At 37.0% G+C, this 22,727-nt stretch carries 25 protein-coding genes and 1 pseudogene; 10 read left to right on the forward strand and 16 right to left on the reverse strand.

The window, feature by feature from the left end; translation table 11 throughout:
• The 4 genes from AB8618_RS07705 to AB8618_RS07720 all read right to left on the reverse strand — a co-directional run bounded on the left by AB8618_RS07705 (position 1) and on the right by AB8618_RS07720 (position 3,656).
• Complete coding sequence (locus tag AB8618_RS07705; RefSeq protein WP_409425468.1) at positions 1-225, reverse strand: DUF2798 domain-containing protein; 225 nt, start codon at positions 223-225, stop codon at positions 1-3.
• A 64-nt stretch (positions 226-289) separates the two neighbouring features.
• Entirely contained in the window at positions 290-1,432 is a 1,143-nt protein-coding gene (locus AB8618_RS07710; protein ID WP_413402051.1) for a 5-(carboxyamino)imidazole ribonucleotide synthase, read from the reverse strand.
• Positions 1,433-1,434: 2 nt separating this feature from the next.
• On the reverse strand, positions 1,435-1,917 hold the full coding sequence (gene purE / locus AB8618_RS07715; protein ID WP_008114610.1) for a 5-(carboxyamino)imidazole ribonucleotide mutase: 483 nt from the start codon (positions 1,915-1,917) through the stop codon (positions 1,435-1,437).
• Between the two features lie 152 nt (positions 1,918-2,069).
• Positions 2,070-3,656, reverse strand: coding sequence for an ABC-F family ATPase (locus AB8618_RS07720; protein WP_413402844.1), 1,587 nt, complete (start codon positions 3,654-3,656; stop codon positions 2,070-2,072).
• 614 nt (positions 3,657-4,270) lie between these two features.
• Between AB8618_RS07720 and AB8618_RS07725 the strand changes: the two genes are divergently transcribed.
• Positions 4,271-5,479, forward strand: coding sequence for a porin (locus tag AB8618_RS07725; RefSeq protein WP_413402053.1), 1,209 nt, complete (start codon positions 4,271-4,273; stop codon positions 5,477-5,479).
• Positions 5,480-5,578: 99 nt separating this feature from the next.
• Here AB8618_RS07725 and AB8618_RS07730 read toward each other — a convergent pair whose 3' ends face one another.
• Positions 5,579-5,761, reverse strand: a complete 183-nt coding sequence (locus AB8618_RS07730) for a hypothetical protein (protein WP_409425471.1) — start codon at positions 5,759-5,761, stop codon at positions 5,579-5,581.
• A 111-nt stretch (positions 5,762-5,872) separates the two neighbouring features.
• Here AB8618_RS07730 and AB8618_RS07735 point away from each other — a divergent pair, with 111 nt between their 5' ends.
• Positions 5,873-6,394: a TetR/AcrR family transcriptional regulator gene (locus AB8618_RS07735; RefSeq protein ID WP_409425472.1), complete on the forward strand. Its 522-nt coding sequence runs from the start codon at positions 5,873-5,875 to the stop codon at positions 6,392-6,394.
• A gap of 362 nt (positions 6,395-6,756) precedes the next feature.
• Here the strand turns inward: AB8618_RS07735 and AB8618_RS07740 are convergent, their stop codons facing one another.
• Both AB8618_RS07740 and AB8618_RS07745 read right to left on the reverse strand, forming a co-directional pair.
• Complete coding sequence (locus AB8618_RS07740) at positions 6,757-7,653, reverse strand: alpha/beta hydrolase (RefSeq protein ID WP_413402055.1); 897 nt, start codon at positions 7,651-7,653, stop codon at positions 6,757-6,759.
• Complete coding sequence (locus tag AB8618_RS07745) at positions 7,650-8,159, reverse strand: GNAT family N-acetyltransferase (RefSeq protein ID WP_409425474.1); 510 nt, start codon at positions 8,157-8,159, stop codon at positions 7,650-7,652. The genes AB8618_RS07740 and AB8618_RS07745 overlap by 4 nt, the downstream gene beginning before the upstream one ends.
• Before the next feature lie 99 nt (positions 8,160-8,258).
• On the opposite strand from AB8618_RS07745, the gene AB8618_RS07750 reads away from it, so the two are divergent.
• Complete coding sequence (locus tag AB8618_RS07750; RefSeq protein ID WP_008115630.1) at positions 8,259-8,462, forward strand: hypothetical protein; 204 nt, start codon at positions 8,259-8,261, stop codon at positions 8,460-8,462.
• 15 nt (positions 8,463-8,477) lie between these two features.
• On the opposite strand, the gene AB8618_RS07755 is transcribed toward AB8618_RS07750, so the two are convergent.
• The 3 genes from AB8618_RS07755 to AB8618_RS07765 form a co-directional block, all read right to left on the reverse strand.
• Entirely contained in the window at positions 8,478-8,948 is a 471-nt protein-coding gene (locus tag AB8618_RS07755; protein ID WP_409425476.1) for a GNAT family N-acetyltransferase, read from the reverse strand.
• Positions 8,949-8,965: 17 nt separating this feature from the next.
• On the reverse strand, positions 8,966-9,160 hold the full coding sequence (locus AB8618_RS07760) for a CPXCG motif-containing cysteine-rich protein (protein WP_413402058.1): 195 nt from the start codon (positions 9,158-9,160) through the stop codon (positions 8,966-8,968).
• A 92-nt stretch (positions 9,161-9,252) separates the two neighbouring features.
• On the reverse strand, positions 9,253-9,852 hold the full coding sequence (locus AB8618_RS07765) for a MepB family protein (protein ID WP_409425478.1): 600 nt from the start codon (positions 9,850-9,852) through the stop codon (positions 9,253-9,255).
• A 123-nt stretch (positions 9,853-9,975) separates the two neighbouring features.
• On the opposite strand from AB8618_RS07765, the gene msrA reads away from it, so the two are divergent.
• On the forward strand, positions 9,976-10,572 hold the full coding sequence (gene msrA / locus AB8618_RS07770) for a peptide-methionine (S)-S-oxide reductase MsrA (RefSeq protein WP_413402061.1): 597 nt from the start codon (positions 9,976-9,978) through the stop codon (positions 10,570-10,572).
• A 127-nt stretch (positions 10,573-10,699) separates the two neighbouring features.
• On the opposite strand, the gene AB8618_RS07775 is transcribed toward msrA, so the two are convergent.
• On the reverse strand, positions 10,700-10,882 hold the full coding sequence (locus AB8618_RS07775; RefSeq protein ID WP_409425480.1) for a hypothetical protein: 183 nt from the start codon (positions 10,880-10,882) through the stop codon (positions 10,700-10,702).
• Positions 10,883-11,276: 394 nt separating this feature from the next.
• On the opposite strand from AB8618_RS07775, the gene AB8618_RS07780 reads away from it, so the two are divergent.
• The 3 genes from AB8618_RS07780 (at position 11,277) to bktB (ending at position 15,224) form a co-directional block, all read left to right on the forward strand.
• Positions 11,277-12,158: a LysR family transcriptional regulator gene (locus AB8618_RS07780; protein ID WP_409425481.1), complete on the forward strand. Its 882-nt coding sequence runs from the start codon at positions 11,277-11,279 to the stop codon at positions 12,156-12,158.
• Between the two features lie 183 nt (positions 12,159-12,341).
• A complete protein-coding gene (locus AB8618_RS07785; protein WP_409425482.1) occupies positions 12,342-13,799 on the forward strand; it encodes an aerolysin family beta-barrel pore-forming toxin in 1,458 nt (485 codons plus the stop codon).
• 231 nt (positions 13,800-14,030) lie between these two features.
• On the forward strand, positions 14,031-15,224 hold the full coding sequence (gene bktB / locus AB8618_RS07790) for a beta-ketothiolase BktB (RefSeq protein WP_409425483.1): 1,194 nt from the start codon (positions 14,031-14,033) through the stop codon (positions 15,222-15,224).
• A gap of 218 nt (positions 15,225-15,442) precedes the next feature.
• Here bktB and AB8618_RS07795 read toward each other — a convergent pair whose 3' ends face one another.
• The 4 genes from AB8618_RS07795 to AB8618_RS07810 form a co-directional block, all read right to left on the reverse strand.
• Positions 15,443-15,751: a DUF6419 family natural product biosynthesis protein gene (locus tag AB8618_RS07795; protein ID WP_409425484.1), complete on the reverse strand. Its 309-nt coding sequence runs from the start codon at positions 15,749-15,751 to the stop codon at positions 15,443-15,445.
• A gap of 121 nt (positions 15,752-15,872) precedes the next feature.
• On the reverse strand, positions 15,873-16,451 hold the full coding sequence (locus AB8618_RS07800; protein ID WP_413402065.1) for an excalibur calcium-binding domain-containing protein: 579 nt from the start codon (positions 16,449-16,451) through the stop codon (positions 15,873-15,875).
• Between the two features lie 159 nt (positions 16,452-16,610).
• Positions 16,611-17,561 carry a cyclase family protein gene (locus tag AB8618_RS07805; RefSeq protein WP_409425486.1) on the reverse strand — a complete coding sequence of 317 codons (951 nt, stop codon included), beginning with the start codon at positions 17,559-17,561 and terminating at the stop codon, positions 16,611-16,613.
• A 125-nt stretch (positions 17,562-17,686) separates the two neighbouring features.
• Positions 17,687-18,058, reverse strand: a complete 372-nt coding sequence (locus AB8618_RS07810) for a hypothetical protein (protein ID WP_138606163.1) — start codon at positions 18,056-18,058, stop codon at positions 17,687-17,689.
• 799 nt (positions 18,059-18,857) lie between these two features.
• On the opposite strand from AB8618_RS07810, the gene AB8618_RS07815 reads away from it, so the two are divergent.
• Positions 18,858-19,460: a thiamine biosynthesis protein ThiC gene (locus tag AB8618_RS07815; RefSeq protein WP_413402068.1), complete on the forward strand. Its 603-nt coding sequence runs from the start codon at positions 18,858-18,860 to the stop codon at positions 19,458-19,460.
• 457 nt (positions 19,461-19,917) lie between these two features.
• On the opposite strand, the gene AB8618_RS07820 is transcribed toward AB8618_RS07815, so the two are convergent.
• Positions 19,918-20,166: a hypothetical protein gene (locus tag AB8618_RS07820; RefSeq protein WP_409425488.1), complete on the reverse strand. Its 249-nt coding sequence runs from the start codon at positions 20,164-20,166 to the stop codon at positions 19,918-19,920.
• 430 nt (positions 20,167-20,596) lie between these two features.
• Between AB8618_RS07820 and AB8618_RS07825 the strand changes: the two genes are divergently transcribed.
• Both AB8618_RS07825 and AB8618_RS07830 read left to right on the forward strand, forming a co-directional pair.
• Positions 20,597-21,442, forward strand: coding sequence for an IS110 family transposase (locus tag AB8618_RS07825; protein WP_418157346.1), 846 nt, complete (start codon positions 20,597-20,599; stop codon positions 21,440-21,442).
• Positions 21,400-21,633, forward strand: a pseudogene (locus AB8618_RS07830) (transposase); the annotation flags it as partial. The gene AB8618_RS07825 and the pseudogene AB8618_RS07830, both read left to right, overlap by 43 nt.
• Positions 21,634-22,727 lie beyond the last annotated feature (1,094 nt).

A 22,727-nucleotide genomic window follows, 5' to 3' on the forward strand; every position in this document is an offset into this window, starting at 1 on the left:
TTAAGGCCGAATAAGTTTATTAGTCAGTTTATGGACAACGGGGGCAACAAATATAACTGTTGGAAAGGCAATACAAAAGGCAAATAACCAGGCTTTAAGCCATATTGCTACAATATTATCGACCATGCCTACATTAAAAATTGAAATAACAAACGACATAAAGCCTGACATGAAAAGTGCCATAAAAAAAGCGAACACAATAGTACGAAACTTTGGATGGATCATTGAAAAGAAACCTTTAGAAGGTAAAGCGATAAATTGAATTTAATTTACCGCTTAATTTTTTAACTTATAATAGCGATTTGCTAGTAGCTAATACGCCTGGGTAATCCTGCTCTGGCAAGCATGATGTAAGTTCAGCTAGGCGGTTACCTAATTGCTGTAAACTCTCACCCGAAACATTAATATGCCCCATTTTACGACCGGGCTTAACGCCTTTACCATACCAGTGACTGGTTACATCCGCTGTTTTTAAAACATCAGTAGGAATATGTGCTTGTCCTAAGACGTTGATCATAGCAGTAGGTTGCTTAATTTGCGTATTACCCAAAGGTAAACCTGCGACAGCGCGCATATGGTTTTCAAATTGCGAGCAGTGAGCACCTTGCTGTGTCCAGTGTCCTGAGTTGTGCACTCGAGGGGCAATTTCGTTAACTAATAACGTACCTTGAACATCAAAAAACTCAATGGCCAATACACCTACATAATTAAGCTCATTTGCAATACGAGTAAATGCAGAGGTTGCTTGGCTCTCAACTAAACTATTATCTTTACCGGCTAGTGAAAGCGTTAATACACCATTGGTATGTTGGTTTTCAGTAAGTGGATAGATTGCAACGTTACCTTCTTTGTCGCGAGCGCCAATAATAGAGACTTCACGATCAAACGGGATCATTTTCTCAGCAATAATTGTGTGCGGTGTCTGCTCTGTCCCTGAGGCAATAAAGTCGGCCATTTCAGCCCAAATAGTGTCTATTTCATCATCAGATTTTAAACGCCATTGGCCTTTGCCGTCATACCCTGCTTGGCAGGTTTTTATTACTAACGGTTTGCCTAATGTTTTAACTGCTTGTTCAAGATGCGCTTTTTCAGTAATAAGTTGGTATGGCGCACAAGCTACTTCGGTTTTATCTAACAAGGCTTTTTCAAGCGAACGGTCACCACCGGTTTTTATTGCTTGTTTACCTGGATAAAACTTATTGCTATTGCAGCAAAGCGTTAATACATCATCGGGAATATGTTCAAACTCAGCGGTAATCGCATCTGCATCATCGATAGCTTGCTCAAGTGTGGTTGCATACACTTGGTTGGTTAGCGGATGCACAATTTGTTGGCTGCCAACATCATAAGCAACCACATTTAAATTAAGCGGTGCGCCAGCAAGGCTCATCATTCGCGCAAGCTGCCCAGCACCTAAAATTAATATAGTCATTATTACTCTGCAGGATTTGGGTTAGCTAGAATAGTGTCGGTTTGCTCTTTACGAAACGCTTCAATTTTGGCGAAAATCTCAGGGTTTTGACAGCCTAATATTTGTGCAGCCAATAAACCGGCATTAGCTGCACCAGGCTCACCAATAGCCAATGTGCCTACAGCAACGCCCTTAGGCATCTGACAAATAGACAATAATGAATCAACACCATTTAACGCTTTTGACTTAACTGGAACGCCTAAAACAGGCAATGATGTAAACGCTGCGGCCATACCCGGTAAGTGAGCTGCCCCACCTGCGCCTGCAATAATTACTTTAATGCCACGCTCGCTTGCTGAACTTGCATAATCAGCAAGTAATTGAGGAGTGCGGTGAGCAGAAACCACTTTAGTTTCATAAGCAATGCCAAATTTTTCTAGCATCAGCGCAGCGTGTTCCATGGTTGGCCAATCTGATTTAGAACCCATAATAATGCCAACAGTCATAAATACTCCTCAGTAATGTATTTTAAAAATAGCGGACTTATGTCCGGTTTTATGGCGGGTATTATATACTTAAATACCGCAGTAATGCGACCAGCAGGCAATAAAAAAGCCATGTTAAACATGGCTTTTTTTAATGCTGAAAATACTTGCTGTTATGCTTCTTTACTCGCCAAGTATTCGCTGTAATTTCCTCTAAAGTCGATAATTTTACCGTCTTTAATTTCCCAAATACGGGTAGCAACTGATGATACAAACTGACGGTCGTGTGACACAAACATCAAGGTACCTTCATACGCTTCAAGTGCTAAGTTAAGCGCTTCAATTGATTCCATATCCATGTGGTTAGTCGGTTCATCCATTAATAAGATATTTGGTTTATGCATCATGATTTTACCAAACAGCATACGACCTTGCTCACCACCTGAGATAACTTTTACAGATTTTTTAATATCATTTTGTGAAAACAACATACGACCTAAGAAACTGCGAACAACTTGCTCGTCATCGCCCTCTTGTTGCCATTGTTCCATCCACTCAAATAAGTTCATATCTTTTTCAAACTCATCGGCATGGTCTTGCGCATAATAGCCAATATTAGCATTTTCAGACCATTTAAACTCACCGCCTTTTGGTGCTAGACGCCCTGCTAAGGTGTTTAGTAGTGTTGTTTTACCGACACCATTCTCACCAATAATAGCAATGCGTTCGCCCACTTCAACGAGGCCTTCTAATCCTGAGAATAAAGTTTCTTCAAAGCCTTGCGATAAGCTGCTCATTTCAAGCGCGTTACGGAATAACTGCTTTTCTTGTTCAAAACGGATAAATGGCGACTGACGTGAAGAAGCTTTCACTTCATCTAATTGAATTTTATCAATACGTTTTGCACGTGAAGTTGCTTGCTTTGCTTTTGAAGCATTAGCAGAAAAGCGCGATACAAACTGTTGTAGTTCAGCTATTTGGCTTTTCTTTTTGGCGTTTTCACTCAATAAACGCTCGCGAGCTTGGGTCGCTGCAAACATATATTCATCGTAGTTACCCGGGTAAATACGTAATTCACCGTAGTCAATATCGGCCATATGCGTACATACCGAGTTTAAAAAGTGACGGTCATGCGAGATGATAATCATAGTACAGTCACGTTGATTAAGTACATCTTCTAACCACTTAATCGTGTAAATATCCAAGTTATTGGTAGGCTCATCAAGCAACATGATATCAGGCTCTGAAAACAATACTTGCGCTAATAGCACACGAAGTTTAAAACCTGGTGCGATTTCAGACATAGGACCGTAATGTTGTTCAGTAGCAATACCAACGCCCAGTAATAGCTCACCCGCTTTAGACTCAGCAGAATAGCCGTCCATTTCAGCAAACTCAGTTTCAAGGTCGGCTACCTTCATGCCATCCTCTTCACTCATCTCTGGTAAGCTATAAATACGATCGCGTTCTTGTTTTATATCCCAAAGCTCTTTGTGACCCATTATTACAGTGTCGATCACAGAGTATTCTTCGTAAGCGAACTGATCTTGATTTAGTTTAGCAACACGCTCATTAGGATCTGTGCTTACATTACCCGATGATGGTTCAAGTTCACCGCTTAGAATCTTCATAAACGTTGATTTACCACAGCCATTGGCGCCAATTAAACCATAGCGGTTTGATTCACCAAATTTAGCTGAGATATTTTCAAATAATGGTTTAGCACCAAATTGCATGGTGATGTTAGCTGTACTAATAATAGCGCTACCCTCCAAGGGAGACTGAAGTATTTAAATTGCGCGCAGTTTAAACCAAATAAGCGTTTTTTTCTATGAAAGTTTGTAGCATACCCTAAAGTAAACAGTGGCTGTTTATTAGCTATATAAGTATTGAAACAGCCAAAGGCGTAGACTGTGTCAATGTAAAAATAAGCTAAGTAAAGTTCACTATTATTCTTTAAATGCGGTAAAAATATGTTTAATAAAAAAGCAGTTACAGTTATTGCGAATTTATAAAATTTAACGTGCTAAAACGCTATTTGGTCGCATTTTACTTTTATTAACATTTAATACGGCTATATTAACGTTTTTTATAGTATTAGAGTTTTAGCTCTACCTATGCCGATAGTAGCAACTATGAAAAAAACTCAACATTTTCTCTCCTACATTTAAGCCTAATGTCTTATTCCAAAATTAAATAGCAGTTTATACGTCTACAAAATAGAAACAGTATTAACTTAAAGTGAACAAGCAGCGCATTTTGTATTAATTATCATTGATAATTTTTCACTTTTGAGCCTTTTATTGCTTTGCTAGTCTGCACGACTTCGAATTTAGTAATTATAAAAACGTCTTTTTTAGGCAAGGCACACACAATGAAAATAAAATTAGTATCGCTCGCGATTGCAGGTGTTTTAGCTACACCGAGTGTTTCAGCAATCGAAGTATTTAAGGATGAAAAAAATACAGTTGCTATTGGTGGTTATATAGATGCGCGAGTAATTAATACTCAAGGTCAAAATGAAGTGGTTAATGGTGCCTCACGAATTAATTTTGATTTTAAACGCCAACTAAAGAATGGCTGGGAAGCAATGGCTTTAGTTGAATGGGGTGTAAATCCTGTTGGCAGTAGTGATATTGTATACAACAACCGTTTTGAATCGATTCAAGATGAATTTTTGTATAACCGGTTAGGCTATGCTGGTTTAAAACACGATAAATACGGCCAAATTACTATTGGTAAACAATGGGGTGCGTGGTTTGATGTTGTGTATGCAACAAACTACAGCTATGTTTGGGATGGCAACGCCGCAGGTGTTTATACCTACAACAAAGACGATGGTGCTGTAAATGGTACTGGCCGTGGCGATAAAACATTGCAATACCGTAATAGTTACGGTGATTTTGATTTTAGTGTACAAACTCAGTTAAAAAACAGCGCTTTTTATACCTGTGATGTAAGTGATATTACAGAATCACAATGTCGGGCTAATTTTGAGTCAGGCGATACTGCTGCGCAACAAGTTGAATTTAACTATACATTTGGCGGTGCAGTAACCTATAACGTGACTGATAAGCTAAAACTGACCGCGGGTATTAACCGCGGCGAGTTTGAATTAACTTATGGCGACGGAACAACACGCTCTGTTGACGATTTAATTTATGGTGCAGGTGTTATTTGGGGCAATATTGATGCGCCAGGTTTATATGTAGCCGCTAATATCAACAAAAACGAAAACCACGACACAGATAACATTGGTCGCTTAATTGAAGATGCAATTGGTATTGAAACGTTCTTGTCGTATCGTTTTGAAAACGATTTTAGACCATTTATTGCCTACAACTTGTTTAATGCAGGTGATGACTATGTTATTCAGCCAAATTTTAATGCTGATCCTAATGATGTTTTTAAACGTCAGTTTGCTGTTATTGGTGTGCATTACTTAATAGATGAAAACACCCAACTTTATGTAGAAGCACGTAAAGATTTTGGTGATTTTGAAAGCGATAATAAACAGCAGCAAGCACAAATGGAACAATCAGAAGATGACGGTATTGCTTTTGGTTTTAGATACGTTCTTTAATGACCTGTTGTTTTTTCAAGTTTAAAATCGCAAAGCTTAACTGACCCTACAGCCCTGCTAAATAGCAGGGCTTTTTTATGTGTTCTGCTGAAGACTAAACTACTTTTTCTTGAATGCTTTTTTTAACGCACGCGTCCCTTCTTTTGGCCCTAAAATAAGCCACAACAAAGCAACTCCACCTGGGACTAAAACAGCTTTTAGGATTGGGCCGAGAATAAAAGAATAAAAATAAATAAGTGGAATAAAAAGTACATAACCAATAACACGTTTGATAAACTCCATGTATCACCTTTTAATTAATTGAGCATGCTCATAAATTTAATTGAGCGCGCTCAATTTATCAAGTGCAAATTTAAGCCCAACAACCAATAAAATTTTAAAGCATTGAATACTATGAGTAAAAAAGAAAAAACACGGGATAAAGTTTTAGCTTCAGCATGGGAGCTTTTCTTACTACAAGGTTATGACCACACATCAACAAGAGAAATTGCCGTTGCAGCTAATGTGGCCGTTGGTACTGTGTTTAGCCATTTTGAAAATAAAATTGATTTGCTTATGGCCGGTATGCAGCAACAAATTAAAGTTATTATTGAGCAAGCAAAGCAATCAGATACTCAGCGCCCTCCTCGATTGAAGTTACGCCACTACGCTCACCCCCTTTACTCCTTTTATTGTGAAAACAGTGAATTTAGTAAATTACTAATTAGTGACATTATTTGGCGTGCTGATTTTTTTAAAGCACAAATGGATGAATTTAAAAAACTACTATTTAGTGAACAACCAGACTTTGATGAAACAAAAGCAAGTGTGATGATGGACTGTTATTTTATGACCCTGATCACCGGTTTAAACGACGAGATACCGAATGCAGAAAGCATGTTAAGGCAATTGAGCAACAAAATTGCATTGTTGTAACGTCAATTAATAAAACGCCGGAATTTAATTCTGGGTATTACTGAAACACTGATCGGAAAACCGATGTAAGCTGTAATCAACATGTGTTATTTGAACATCTAAAGAGTGACTTATTTGTTATGTTTCAATCTGGTTTTCCTGTTCCTCCACAATTCACTTAATAATGACCGTAGATATAAGTTACAAACAAACGCTTTGCACACACCAATAAATCTATCCCTACTCTGTATGCCATATTTAAAACTCATCTACTGCTAAGATTTGTTTAAATCAAATAAAGTATGATGTGTTCTTAACATTAAATATACTCCACCAGCAGTAAAAATAAAAGCCGGCTAGATTTAAATTAAAATTGTCATTAATTAATCAGAAGGCGTATTAGTTTGCGAGTATAAAAACTCTGTATAATTTAATAGGGCTTTACCTACACTCAGTGCAGGGTTTTGATTATGTTCAGCATTACTGTTAATTGTGTTTCCCCATTTAAGCCAGCTGTTTGGATGTTTTGCTAAACTAGTAACTAAATTATTATATGCAGCTAACATTAGGGAATGTTCTGCCCCACCAACAGTGATATATAAAAATGTTGGCTGTTTTATACTATTCACGTTTGTTTTTAAAAACGTGTCGAACTGTTTTGTCACTGTCATATCGTCATACCAAGCAGCTGGGCTAAACACAAAATAAGCATTAAATAGCTGCGGCTTACTATGTAAAGTATATAGAGTAAAGCTCCCACCTGCAGAAAATCCTATTAACCCACGTTGACTAGTTAACTTATAATTAGCCGCTATATATGGCAGTAATTCTTGCTCTATAAAAGCTAAAAACAAATCAGCTTTACCAAAAAGTTCAGGTGAAGTTTCATTGTTAGGTCGAGGATTTATATTAACGTCTTTCCTTGCATAAGGTGGTACAAGATCACGATTTCGAGTATCAGTAAAAAACTGATTAGGTATGGCAACTAAAATAGCCTCATTCAATATACTCTCAGGATTTAATGCTTTTAGCGCCTTATCCCAATTAGCTAAATTAAAATTACCGTCTGTTTTTATAAAAAGTGGATAAGCTTTAGTTTTATCATAATTGTTAGGTAATCTTATAAATACTTTTCGAGACTCTTCAAGCACTTTCGAATCTAGGGTTACATCAACAAACTCTGATACATCATTCTGATAATAACTAAACCCAATTGTTGCAACCCCAAATACACCAACAGCAAACAGCAGATTTAAAATAATCGTTTTTTTAATTCTCATACGGGGCTCATTTTAGTTAATTGCTTATGCCATACACCACTATTAAGTTGCGGGTTAAATACAAAGCCAAGTTTAGTGAGTAAATTATAACATCGAACATTTTTACCATGAATTTCTGCGTATAGATGCTGAATATTTAATGAGCAATGCACCTCACTGATAAACCCTTTAAGTACTTCATGCATTAAGCCTTGTTGCCAATAAAAAGGATCGAGCTCAAAGCCCAAATAAGCACTTTTAGTCTGGTTATTAAGGTTGTACAAACCACAAGTACCAATGAGGTCACCTGATATATTATGTTCAATCGCAAGCCGAACACCTTCACCTTGGTAATAACTCGAAATATCATCTTGAATTAATTGCTTAATATGCTCTTTATTTAGCGGCGTTTTGTAATCGTTAAATTCATAAACGAGTGGATTGTTCAAAATTTTTAATAACGCTGCGCCATGTTTGTGAGTAATTAAACGAAGAGTTATACGGGATAATTTTATAGTTTTAAACATGCCAAAGCCAAATAAAGTAAACGCGCTTTAAATAGCACTTTATAGAACGTCATTATTAACTTACCATATCGTATTAACAAGCATTAATTGAGATAAACTATGAGCGACAATTTTAAAGTAATACAACCAACTACTACTGTTTACTGCCCAAAACGTGGTGAAGGTTGGACCCTCACCGGCATTACTAATATTGATGAGTTCACATCGGTTATGTTTGATGGCGTACGTTACACCTTACCAGCGAGAGAAATTGTGGAGCAGTTATTACCTAACCAATTAGCGCGAGAACAGCAAAATAGCTAACTTAGACGTAATTTATTACTTAACCATATAAACACAGTTATCTGGTAATGGGCTTGAATCTTGATTTACTGGGGTATTAGCCGCAACAATAAAACCTAGCTTTTTATAAGCCGAAACTGCTGCAAGGTTATTTTCATAAACAAACAATGAGCTGTCAGTAACATTTAAGCTTAATTGCCCATGTTTACATAATGCTTTAATCAGGATGGCTGCAATACCCTCACCTCTTCGCATTGGGTTTACTACTAAACGCGCCAAGTGACATTTGTTTTTCCGTTGATAATATTGCCCAAAGGCAAGTAATATGTTTTGTTGTCCAACCAATACAAAAGAAGCAGAATCATCAAGGTTTAAGTCCTCAATAAACGTCTTCTTTGTAAATGGGTACCTAAAATACGGACCAGCCCATTGAGCTGTTCCATTTTGATTATTAAACCAGCTCATTAGCTCGATGATATGCGTATTATTAAGTGGTTGTAATGTCATTCGGCTGAGTAGCTCCTTTAAAATGCCTCATCTTCACTGTATACATTTACATTAAGTTCATCGTTATCTTCAAATACGACAAACGAAATAGGCCTGCAACACACTTGGCAGTCTTCTATGTATCGCTCATCAATATCAGCCACATCAATTAATACTTCTATAGATTCGCCACAGTAAGAGCAACTAATCGACTTTTCGGTTAACTGGTTCATATCTTACCTACTATTCGTATGACTGTATGATCTCACTTTAGTAAACAACCCTATATAAAACAATGCTCGTAAAGTGACTCAATAATTCAAATTTAAACAGCGTTAGCTAAAATTTTGTTTAACTTAATTAAATCAACTAAGCCATATTGGTCCTGCTGTAAAAAATAATCACATTGCCAACGCTGTGTGCTTTTAGCTGCGTTACTAAATACGCCTGAACCACTCAGAGCCCTACTTTCACTCCAAGGTGGAAACACCCTAAAAGCGGTTTTTCCCTTACGGTTCGTACCTGTAACTATGCCTTTTTTAACTAACAACTCAACCGGAAATATAAATAAACCACTTTGTGTATTTGCTACTTGGTTGTTACTAGAGGTTAATCCATCACTTGAAACCGCTACAAATAAATAGTCAAACTCATTGGTAAAAGGAATTGGCTTAGAATTGCTACAATCCGCTGGGCGTTTCCATAGTGCTAAAAAAGCACCAGGTCTGTCTGGTGTAACTTTAGCTTTTCTATAAATTATTCGCTTATGGTTTATAGTGAATGCATACCCATGGTACTGAGCATTTTGATTATGAGGTATTAACTCATCAGCGCTTGGAAGTTTATACTCTGAGGAAACAAAGTTGTTTTGTAGAACGACTAACAATTCATCATGCAAATTATCAGTCGTCATTAAACTTTTCATACATAGCATCCGTTTTATATAAAGTAAGTTCAACCCCTCCAGCCACTTTGTAATGAAAGAGTTTTTAAAGTTAGCGGGTCTTACTATACAAGTATTTATTCATAACTACAGGTGATAAATTTTATGAAACACACATTAGCGCTAGCATTAACCTCTGTGGGGCTTTTGTTTAGCTCATTAACGTACGCTAAAGCTGAACAAGCTATTTTAGCCGGAGGCTGTTTTTGGTGTATGGAAAGCGATTTTGAAAAACTCGAAGGTGTAACCGATGTGATATCAGGTTTTACCGGGGGTGAACTTAAAAATCCTACCTATAATGGTAATCATCAAGGGCATTACGAAGCTGTTCTAGTTACCTACAACACAGACGTATTAAGCTATCAAGATATTTTAAATCATTATTGGGTTAACATTGATCCTTTTGACGCCAAAGGTCAGTTTTGTGATAAAGGCCCAAGCTACCGTAGCGCAATTTTTGTAGCCAATGAGCAGCAACGAAAGCTAGCTCAAAAATCTAAAAAAGCCGTTATAAATGAGTTTACTAACCAAACAGTGGTAACCCCTATTCTTGATGCGAAAACCTTTTACCCGATAAAAGGCGAAGAAAGTTATCACCAAGATTACTACAAAAATAACCCTATTCGTTATAACACCTATCGCTGGCGCTGTGGTCGCGATAGTCGCCTGGAAGACATTTGGGGAGATAGAGTTACCCACTGAGTTTATAAAACCAAAAGGCTGCAAAATATGCAGCCTTTCTAATATTAAAGCAAAGTAATAGCAGACTAATTATTTATTCTATTCTCAAAGCTGCAAGCCCACTTAAACAATTCATTTTTCAAGGCGGTTAAATAGCTTTCCACAATGACGGTTTCTTTTTTATAGGAAACACCTTAAACCAAAATGTCATTTCAAAAACAAAGCCCGCAATAATAAAAATAAATAAGCCAGTGGTGCTACTATAAGAATAACAGGCAATAGCAGCAATAATTAATGCAGCTAAAATCAACCATTTTATAAATACATTCATCTTTAATACCTTCGGTTCTGTTGATTTATCATGGCAAATTCCATTTAGGTAATCAGATCCTATGCATCATGATTATTCACCAAAAAAGTGTCTCTAGCGTAATTACTAGCTTATTGTTTGTCTATTAAAACGTTGTAGTAAAATGTTACGGATTGTTTCTACAGAGTTTTTATTTCAAAAACGCGTTATTTGCAGAATCTTTAATTACTAATACCTCAAGTTAAGTACACCTTCGCTCACAATAATTTATTAAATGTTCTAATTCAAAGGTAAAATTTTTGTTGCCACAAAAGGGACTAATGAGTACTTTAAATAAATAATTCGTTTTATAGCCCTACTAGTTATTAAGTACTAAATACAATTTCATGTCATAAATTTATAAAGGAGATTTACCTTGCTTGATATCATCGCGCTTTTTATAAAAGTAAATGATTACAAAACATTTAATGAAGCGTCAGTAAAGTTAAATATTCCTTTGCCCACTTTACAAAGAAAAATAAAAAAACTAGAAGAAGACTTATCTTTGGCGCTGTTTTATCGTGAAAAAGGACGTTTACGATTAACTGAGCCTGGAAAAAGCTTTTATGGCCATTGCCTAGCTCATGTAGAAGGTTTACAAAGTACGCTATGCAATTTTAAGAGTTTTAGTGAAAATAAAGTGAGTAAAATTAAACTAATAGCGCCGCAAAACTTTATAAAAAGTGTCTACTTCTCAGGCGTTATAAATCAATTCACCTTACTTTATCCAAATATTAAAATTCATATTATGCTATCAGATGAACGTCTTGATTTAAAAGCCACCGAGTTTGATTTAGCCATCAGAATTGGAAAATTAGATAGCTCTCAAAATATATGTAAAGTCATTAACCAAATGAGCTTTGTTTTAGCTTGCTCATCGAGTTTAATTAAGCAATATGGTATGCCAAGTAATTTTAACGATTTGGCTGAACTGCCCCACATATCGTGCTCGCCATTCGAAAATTGGTCTTTTAAAGCAAATAAAAATGAGAAGGTTATTTTTAAACCTCAACCTAACTTTATTTCTAACGATATAGAAATGTGTGCCTTAGCTGCTATTGAAGGAAGAGGTGTTTATTATGGTCCAAAATATTGTTTATTACCTTATATAAAAGATGAAAGTTTGGTTGAAGTATTAACACAGTACACACCCATTAAGCGAGATGTAAACCTAATATGGCCTGATAAACTAATCCCAAAAAGTACACGCTACTTAATCGATTTTTTAGAGCATTCTCTTAAGGGGATTAAAATGTAGCTACCGCAGTAGTAATAATTTAATTATTTTATTGTCATTTTTAAGCAACTAATATTTTTGAAAAATCAACTTTCATTTAACACTCTATAAAAATATAGCGACTTCTTTAGAATCAAAATCGGTCCAAAATTAGATTATTTAATTAGGGCTTAATTAAAATATGATTTTAAAGGATGTAACTTAATGAAAAAAATATTACCCCTATTGCTTTTGTCACACACAAGTTTTGTAAGTGCCAATACAACAGCAATTTATCCAGATCAACTTAAAAATGAAAGCTTAGGTGCCGGAGTATGCTCAGCTGATAATAGATTAATTACAAAAGCTGAAGCGCAAACTTACAGAAACGACCTTGTAAACAAAATGGGGAAGTGGCAAATAACGGGATTGGCTAACGGCTGGGTCATTATGGGCTCTGGTTACGCAGGTGAAATCAAACAAGGGACTGCTGCAAATTCTTGGTGCTACCCTACCGATCCCATTAATGAAATTCCTACATTAAGTCCAGTAAAAGTATCGCCTGGCAGTCAAAGCCAAATTGAATGGGACTTAGTAAATCAAAAAGAGGGTTTTATAAAACCCCTTTCATACCTTGCCCATACAATGGGATTTGCGTGGGTTGGTGGAAATCGCTCAAGCTATGTTGGAGAGGACATGGAGGTGTCTAAAACGGGCTCAGGATGGAAAATACAAGGTTACAACGGTGGCAGTTGTGATGGTTACCGATGTGATGAAAAGTCAGCTATTACTGTATCTAACTTTGAATATGTGATGGATAACGAATCATATAAAATAACTGGTGATATTGTTGCTGCTGACAAAGAACTAATTAAAACGCTAACAGTCCCTGCAGTGAATGACACGTCAGCAGCTCAAATGTCAGTCGTTACAATTGAATACGATGCGGCAACCAACTGGTCTAAAACCAATGATTACAGTATTTCTGAGTCTGTTACATTATCTAATACATGGAAGTCTCCCTCTGTTACTGGTGGCTCAGACACTTCGTTATCTGTCACAATAGCAGCGGAGCAAGCATGGGGAACAAGTAATGGCGGCTCTGAAGCTGAGCGAGTTGTGGTACAAGCAAGAACCAATGTACCAGCATTCACCAAGCTTAATGCAAAGGTCGATTTGTTTAAATCATCAATATCGTATCCTTATTCATTCGATGCTGATATTACCTACGATCTATCTATAAATGGCTTTATGCGGTGGGGAGGCAATGCTTTATTAAGCCACCCAGAAAACAGACCTAATGACACCGCTAATTTTGTAATTGGCCGCTGGGCAGGTCAAGATAAGAGCATTGAATATCAATGGGAACACCGTTATATACCAGGTGAGAATAAAAAATGGGATTGGCCTTGGATGATACAACAAACAAGCTTATCAACAATGCAATACTATTTAAGCCATGTTTTAAGACCTAAGAAAACAACCCTAACAGGTCACTTTTATGCACAAAGCCAATTTGCTGGTAGCGTTTACTTTGGTGACGAAACCCCACTTGTCACTGACCAAAGAAGTAAGCGAAGTGTTTCAGCTAGTGATTATTCAAGTGCAGAAGAGTTAAAAAAAGAGTTTGAAGATGCTGGTTTTAAAAATGTAGTTGTTAATATTGAAATGATTGATTTATAAATCCCCGTGGGCTCTCATAATGAGAGCCCTATTTTATAAATTTAAACAAAAATATAATTATCACTCACCTCTTTTACTATTCACTTTATTAAAAAACACATAAAGCAGAACCAACCTCGCCTTTAGTTTATTTAAACGTTATGCTTTGATGTACTTATAAAAGGTTTAACCTCTCGAGTCTATTATCTAGATTTCAGTACAACATGAATATAAAAATAATAAGAGAACACAATGACACAAAGTAAAAACAACAGCGTAGTAATTTTAAGTGCTGTACGCACAGCAATTGGTGGATTTGGTGGTAGCCTTAAAGATTTTAGCCCCGCAGAACTAGGCACACTGTGCGCAAAAGAAGCCCTAACCCAGTCTCAGCTTTCTCCTGACCAAGTTGGCTCATGTGTGGTAGGCAAAGTTATTCATAACGGCCCAAAAGACGCTTACCTATCAAGGGTCATTGGCCTCGATGCGGGTTTACCTATAAGCAGCCACGCTGTAACGCTTAATCGTTTATGTGGTTCTGGGCTTGAAGCAATCATACAAGCGGCACAACAAATTCAATTAGGTGATGTAGATGCAGCCCTTGCTGGCGGAGCAGAAAGCATGAGTAGCTCTGCTTATACCCTCGAAAGTAACCGCTGGGGGCAAAAAATGGGTAATAGTACCATGGTCGATGAGCTCACCACGACCTTACAAGACCCATGGGATAATAACCCGATGGGAATAACTGCTGAAAACATCGCAGAAAAATATTCAATTAGCCGTCAGCAGCAAGACGAGTACGCAGCAAACAGCCACCATAAAGCTGCAAAAGCCATTGCTGCAGGTCATTTTAAACAGCAAATAGTCCCTGTAGAAATCAAGTCGCGAAAAGGGTCGTATCTTTTTGACACCGACGAACATGTTCGCGCCGATACCACAGCCGATAAACTTGCCACTTTAAAGCCCTACTTTAAAAAAGATGGCACCGTTACCGCAGCAAGCTCATCAGGTATAAACGATGGTGCAGCCATGTTGGTACTTATGTCAGAGCAAAAAGCCAATGTTCAAGGCTTAAAACCGCTCGCTCGTTTAGTGGGCTATGCCAGAGCAGGCGTTGATCCTACTTTAATGGGTATCGGCCCTATTCCTGCAGTACAACAGGTATTTGAAAAAACGGGTTTAACTATTGACGATATGGATGTGATTGAGTCTAACGAGGCCTTTGCAGTACAAGCACTGTGCGTTGCTAACGAGCTAAACTTTCCTGCGCATAAGTTAAACCCGAATGGCGGCGCCATTGCGTTAGGGCACCCTGTTGGCGCAACGGGCGCCATACTAACCACCAAATGCTTGTACGAACTCAAACGAATTCAAGGTAAATATGGTTTAGTCACAATGTGTATTGGCGGCGGGCAAGGTATTGCAGCTATTTTTGAGGTGCTTTAGTTTTTGACCTCATTAGGTTTGAATATAAATGCGTTACTCACATAGAGGCCTAAGAAACGCTTTGTTTTTAGAAGAAGTAAAAACGTGTAAGCCTATATTTTTACATTTTTCCTCTTTAGTTTCTCTTTGTTAAAATCGCTTTTTAAGGTTTTTTCACAAAGAGAAATAAGAGTTGGTTCATCATATAGGTTAGCTATAAAATATGTGCAAACTCTCGTCTACAAAACGTGTTTTGAAATTAACTTTCTTACGCCTAATAAAACACCACCAAATGAGATTAAAAATAATATTGGTAAAAACAGTAATGCTTCGGTGTTGCTTATATCTGTAGTTGGGCTGCCAATAACTGCAAGCGTATTAATTAACAGCAGTATTAAACTTGATTGCAGGTAACCCTTGTAACCTATAGCCCCTGCAAACAACAGCATAATAAATGAACCTGATATTGCCGGCGTAAAAGGTGCGGCGGCGAGTAACATGCAAACAAACGAAAATATAACAGCACATCCAATTATTACTTTAAGCATAACAACCTCCTTGATAAATGGCTTTAAATCCACCAGCTATTTATAACTGTATTACTAAAAATCGTATTCCACCTAAGGGCCCAAAACTAATTTTTGTTTATTAATTACCCCAATATAAAAACTACCTATTCCCAAACTGCCGTTCACAGGGCTCGCCATCTTTATCCCCGTCCATTTTAGTATCGGGGCAATGTTGAATAAAAAATAATGCCTCTGCATACGAGGTCATTTGGCTACAATGTTGGCGGCCATCACAACGAAATGCTTGCTGTGTTTTATTAAGTGAACTTGAACTCGCGGGCATAAATGACTCTATATTAGCATTAGTTACTACAGGTGTTTGTTTGGTATTTAAAAAACCGGTTTTATACACACTAAAACTAATACTAAAAATAATACCAAACGTTATAAGTTTCATTAAAGGTGAGTTCTTACCTGAGGTTTTGCTTATTCTAACCGGCCTTATTGAAGCTTTTATATGTGGCTGTGCAAGAACGTCCTCAATACGGCAATTTACAGCTTTGGTTTTACCGTTAGGCTCAGTCGCAACCTCAAAATAGATAATGTCACCCACTTTAGGTTTGCGGCTCATATGTTTGAGCGATGATATATCTATAAAGGTATCGTGTTGCAGTGTACTTGATTTAAAAAAGCCAAAGCCTTTCTCGTCATTCCACGATTTTAATAATCCTTTATTCATCCTTGAGGCGCCCATATAAGTATTGTTAATTTTACAGCCAGTACTTTTATCATAATAAAGAAAAAATACTCTTTGTGTATGTTTCTTATTTCAAAAAACGGCACCACTGTATATAAAAACAGTAAAAAACATTAACCCTACTCTTTATTCAATTATTAGTTACTGTGTAAGTGCAAATACACGTAATGCCGAGCCAGTACCACCACGAATTTTAAGCGGCGGCACAATGGCAATAAACTCATAGACTTTTTCTTTTGCTAGCTCCTCAAGGAACAAGTTTTCTATTATGTAAATACCGTTATCTGCCAATAACATCATATGTACAGGAAAAACCTGAAATGAGGGTTCTGTGGCAATGGGTGGGCGTTTTTCAAAGGTAAGGGTGTCATTACCCACAACACTTACACCAGCCTTTATTAAAAACTGTGCACCACTTACACCAACACCTGCGGCATGATCGGCAATATATTGCTGTGGGTTATTAGCAAAGTATTGCCCCCACCCTGTTCTAATAAACACGGTATCGCCTTTTTTAATTTTTACCCCTTGCGATTTTGCTGTTCTTTTTAAATGTAATGCCGTTATATCAAAACCAGCAGCGAGTGGCGTATTATCACCATTAATAAAGCGTGCCACATCAAGTAACACAGTTCGGTTACTCAATAAGTTTACAGGATAATGATCAATTCCTAAGTCACTCCCTACACCACTGCGCCCTATTCCTCTGCGATCATTTGTCGCTTGCTCCGCATCTACTCCACCATACAGTAAACCATCTCGACCAATATGACCCAAAGCATCAATAGTAGGACCTCCATGATGACCACTCCATTGCATTATTTCTGATGTGAATGAGAGCTGATCGTTATCACCAAATGTACCACGCGTATCAGCATGAGTTGCATTAAGTGCCATTGAGTATTTTGGATTAACAGACGCTATAGGGGAATTTTCATCCCAATTATGAGACAAGTCATAAGTTTTGGCTTGACTGACAAGAGTAATAAACTTTTCAGTTTGCTTAGATTTACTAAATTCTTTGCTATTGGTCGCTAAGCTCGAACAACTAATTAACAAAAACATTAACGACATCAACATTGCCTGTTTCATCGTATCTCCTTATTTGTATATGTTTAACACGCCAGCTAAAAAAATAGCGACTAAAATAAGTCGCTACATACATTCACACAATAAATACTGATCTATATTGTTCTTCTATTTACAAGCGATGATTACTAATGGCCTGTTTCATAGCTCATACGAGACGTATTTGTCGTTTCATACGTTCCATCTTTATACAAAATTAAAGCAGATGCACTATAGCTTCTGTAAGCTCTTACAGTCATATTACACGATGTACCGCCTGTGCAAGATGCATCGCCTTGCCAAATAACTTTGTTAATCGGTTTTGAAATATTCTGTAAATAGTACTTCCCTGTTGTTTGGTTACCAAAACTAAAATCTATGGTAAAGCAGTTTGATCTTCCGTTCATCGAGTTTCCACCTGAACCATTTGGATATACATCGCAAACTAGATCAGTTGCAAAAGCAGAGTTAGCTGTAAGCGCAGCACCACAAATAAATAGTGTTTTTAGTATGTTTTTCATTTTTAATCCTTAAATTTGATTATTATTCGCTCAACCGAGCATTTAAAAATTAGCATATGAAATTAAAAAGTAAACAAAAAAGGTACAAATATTTACAAAAAATTAACCGCTAGAAGTTTTATAAATATTCGTTAATATCGCTATGGCGGTATAAAACTGGGGTTTATGCCTTACATTTAGTTTTGTCATAGCTATAGTTAATTACTATTCTATTGTTTTTTTATAACCTATGTATAAAAAATTGTGTATCCGTATAGCTCACCTTTCCAAAAGCTAAACAGTCAGTTAGGCAACCCCTTTATTTTCCATCTAAAAAATGAAGTTAATAAAGCCCCCGTTTTCCTCTCGCACTTTTAGTTCTGTTTATTTGACAAGTTCAGGTGTCTAATTTATTTCAACTTAAGTGAAATAATTAAATAGTTTCACCTGTCTTGTATCTTGAGGACCTATTGACCTTTCAGATTTAAAATTTGTTCAATCTAGGGGGGATTTAATCGCGGTGTGAGATTGTAACCTAGCGGGCTAAGTATAAACCGAGTAACAATGAATAAATTACCCAGAGGAAGCCCCCTTCGGACAACGCTTGTTTGGTATTAATACTAGGTTATCGCCCATTTATGGGGAATAACCAAACCACATAGGCCTTGCTAAAAGATCAAATAGACTGTTGCAAATTTAACCTTTAAAGATAAACAGGCCCAAGAGTGAACGCTAGTTATATAAAGTTTCATATGTTTTGTATTTTCAAAGCTATTGCATCTTTTTAAAGCGTTAAATATAAAATTATAAGAGGTATATAATGGAGTTTACGAATAAACGCACCATCCTAATTTCAGCATCTTTATTGTTGGTATTGGCTATATCACAGGCTATTTTTTCAGCCCTTTACAGTGCTGAAATTAGCTTTTCAAGGCAGTTTGCTTGGGGACTAGAAGCTCTGGTATTTACTTTGCTCGTTGCTTTTGCAGGTTCAGCTATGGTGCAAGCAAAAAACGCTCAACTAGGATGGTCGGCTATTACGTTTAGCGCGGTACTTAACATAGTTCAAGTGAGTATTGGCCTTACGTTATTTTCAACATTTGGCAAAGTTGCAGGCTCAGTAGAAGGAGCACAACCTTTAATTAATGGCGTGGTTGCTTTGTCATTCATGATTTACTACGCAGCCAAAGTATTATTAGGATTAGCGGCACTTGTTTTTGGACTGTCTTATATAGCCAAAGGGGGTAAAGCATTAGGAGGGCTTACAGCTTTTGTAGGCGTGGTTGCAATGTTAGCCAATGCCATTTTAATTACTTTTGGACGTGATGGATTTCTGCCATCAGGTGTTGCAGGTGCCTCTGGTATGATTGCAACATTACTTTTAGCGATATGTTTGATAAGTCTTAACCGTAACAAAGGTTAAGCCTGACTATCACAAATTGATGTACTCCTTTAAATAAAGTGTAAACATTGGCGGATATTAGCGGATATTGAATGTTAATCCGTCAGTGTTTTACTTTTTAAGCATTGCAAATAATACAAATACTACCCTAATAACGGTGCAAAGGTAGCTACACCTAAAATAATTAACAATGGTCACACCACTAGCGTAAACCAAATACGTTTAATTCCTTTTATAATTAATACCTTTCATAAAAACTTCCTTTTACTTTAAATTTAACTTAGAAATTAATTAGCTAGTGAGCCACCAGCATTTTATTTTAAAAGCAGCTTGTAAGATTGCCGTATGAATTTGATGTCTGAAGTCGAGATTTGACCCCATTTGTTTGTAAGCGCCGAACAGTTTGCTAAAATGTGAAACGAAGTGGAACCGAGCAAACTGTGACGAGCCCGACTTGAAAACCCTTGTTATGTTTACACTACTTCCATGGAATCCATGATTTTGGTGCATGACCTGTTACCGCAACTTTTAAAAACAATAGGAAGCAATAAGGAGCTGATAACATACCGATTACAGCCCCAAAATCTAGGTTGTCAAAACTGACATTACCACGTTCAAAAAATGAAAATAACAAGCTACAGAAGGCAATAAGTCCACAGATAATAAATATTATTGCCAAAATTCTAATAAACAAACTAACTTTTTCACCGTTCCATGGTGCTTCCATAAAACCTCCTTGTAAACATAACGAGCCTGTAGATTTACTCGTTTCAAAATTATTTTTATTTATGAATCAACCATATCCGAGTTCCTATTTTGGTTCAATCAGTTATCGCTAGTTTACATAAAATATAAAAAGAGAATGTGTGGTTGTCTTAATGGCTGTTCTAATGGCTGTTTTAGAGGGAATTACAGGTGCTTGAGTCGCTATATTTCGGCTTAAAAAGACTCCCTTTTTTAATGCAGCCTGTTTTGCAGCTTTTCTATGTTATGAACAAAAAAGTACAGTTGCCTTTGCGTATTCACTTTCGTTTGCTATTCCTTTAAAAAGTTTTTGATGTCTGAAGTTAGGATTTGATAATCATATAGAAAGCTCCTCGAGTTTTTCGATACAGTTGTGTTGTTCAAAACATAAACTGTATCTCGAGGAGTTTAGTATGAAACTATATGGTGGAATTGACTTGCATTCAAATAATTGTGTTATTGCTATCATTAATGAACACGGTGAAACGCTTACCGTTAAGCGTTTAAATAATGACATGTCTGTTATTTTATCTTTTCTAACCCCTTATAAATACAAGCTAGCAGGGCTTTTTGTTGAATCAACATTTAATTGGTATTGGTTAGTTGATGCATTAATGGATGCAGAATTTAAGCTTCACTTAGCGAACCCCGCTGCAATTCAACAATATTCAGGCTTAAAATATGCAGACGACCACAGTGATGCACGCTGGTTGGCTGAAATGTTACGTCTAGACATCCTGCCTGAGGGCTATATTTATCCTCGTGAACTCAGAGCTGTTCGCGACTTAATGCGTAAACGAATGGACATTGTTCAACAGTCCACTAAAAACCTATTATCAGTACAAAGTTGTTACATGCGTCATCTTGGATACAAGCTCAGTAGCAACAAAATCAAACAAATGGCCGCTATCAGAAAAGGCGTTGATGCTGAGAAGGTACACGCAGACTTTAGCTCAATGAATACAGCACTGTCAGTCATTTCTAACCTCTCATTAATACGCTGTGCTCAACAGCAAATTAATGTGATAGAAGGCGCTATTTTAAAACAAACATCACTCGCCCCTGAGTTTATGAACCTAACCAGTATTGATGGAATTGGGAATACCTTAGCACTGACCATTATGTTAGAGACAGGCACGATTAAACGTTTTGATAGCCCAGGAATTTCTCTTCGTATTGTCGCTGTGTTAAAGGAGCAAGGTACAGTAATGGAAAGAAAAAAGCCGCTACTAATCAGAAGAATGGTAATCGTTATTTAGCGTGGGCGTTTACTGAGGCCGCTAATTTTGCCATTCGGTACAACCCGACAATCAAAAAATATTATCAACGAAAACTGGCTAAAACGAACCAAGTTATCGCAATTAAAACGGTTGCGCATAAGCTCGCAAGAGCGTGTTATCATGTGCTTAAAGACAATGTCCCATTTGATGAACACAAGGCGTTTACCTAGCGACTATACAAAATTAGGTTAACGTGTTGAGCTACTAATGGGGTTGGTAAAACCATTAGATTTGATTGAGCCTGCACGTTAACCGCTCACATTTTAGATACTGGATATGCCCAATGTTTGAGCCACAAAGGGTTGGTTATGTGTAAGCATAAACCACAAACTTGTTACAGCGCAGTGTGTAAACACAGCCAGAAACTGGACTGGCATTGGTACTAAACGATGACTGAGGCGAAAGCCAAGGGCCTTAATTAATCATCAATAATGCTTAATTAAACTGCCTAAATTCATATGGCGTTCTTTATTCAAACCAAGGTGTATATTCACACCAATCGACGTCATTACTGGATGCGTAGTCATATTTAAATTGAGTTTAAATGATAAGAACACTTGGTTTTTGAATAAAAAGATCAAGAAAACACAGCTGCCTGCTTGACCGGAACTTTCTAATGGGTGACCCCATTTGTTCTTTCGCAAAAAACGAAGACAGCTTAAAGCTTTCCGGGTGATTGCCCCTGTTATACGATGTTTACCAGTAATGCGTAAATGCCTAACAACATCGGTACATAGTAGTCTGATATTATTTTTCCTCGGACCAAGAACTTTATAGCAATTGGCACATTTTGAAACCGAAATATCTTCTTTGGGACTGTAATTAGAGTGGAGTCATAACCCTCGTTACCACCGACAGGGTATTCAACTTTAATTTTGTATACTCCTTTGGAGTCATCAGTTTTTGATAGGTTACTGTAGCTGTGGCTTCCTGTATAAGAAATTATGCCTTTCGGGAGAGAGCGAAATATATGCTTCATTAATATTTGGTCTAGTTTTTGGCTCAGAGCATGAGAGTATTGAGACTTTAGTGCGGAATAAGCTTTGTCTGTATGAAAATATTTGTAGAACCTCCAAGCTAGATAGATTTGAGAGAAAATAAGGAAGCTGATTAGAAATTCTGGATTTTCTACTGAAATCGAAGTGCCGAATATCCTCAGGGTATTTCCTAAAGATACACCTCCATGAAACATCAAGATTAAAAATATACTTGCGGTAAGAAAAAGTTTTCTTTGCCTAATTGTTCCTTCACTCATTTCTAGTTG

It is taken from the genome of Pseudoalteromonas sp. RW-H-Ap-1, from assembly GCF_048318575.1.
Classification (GTDB): Bacteria; Pseudomonadota; Gammaproteobacteria; order Enterobacterales; family Alteromonadaceae; genus Pseudoalteromonas.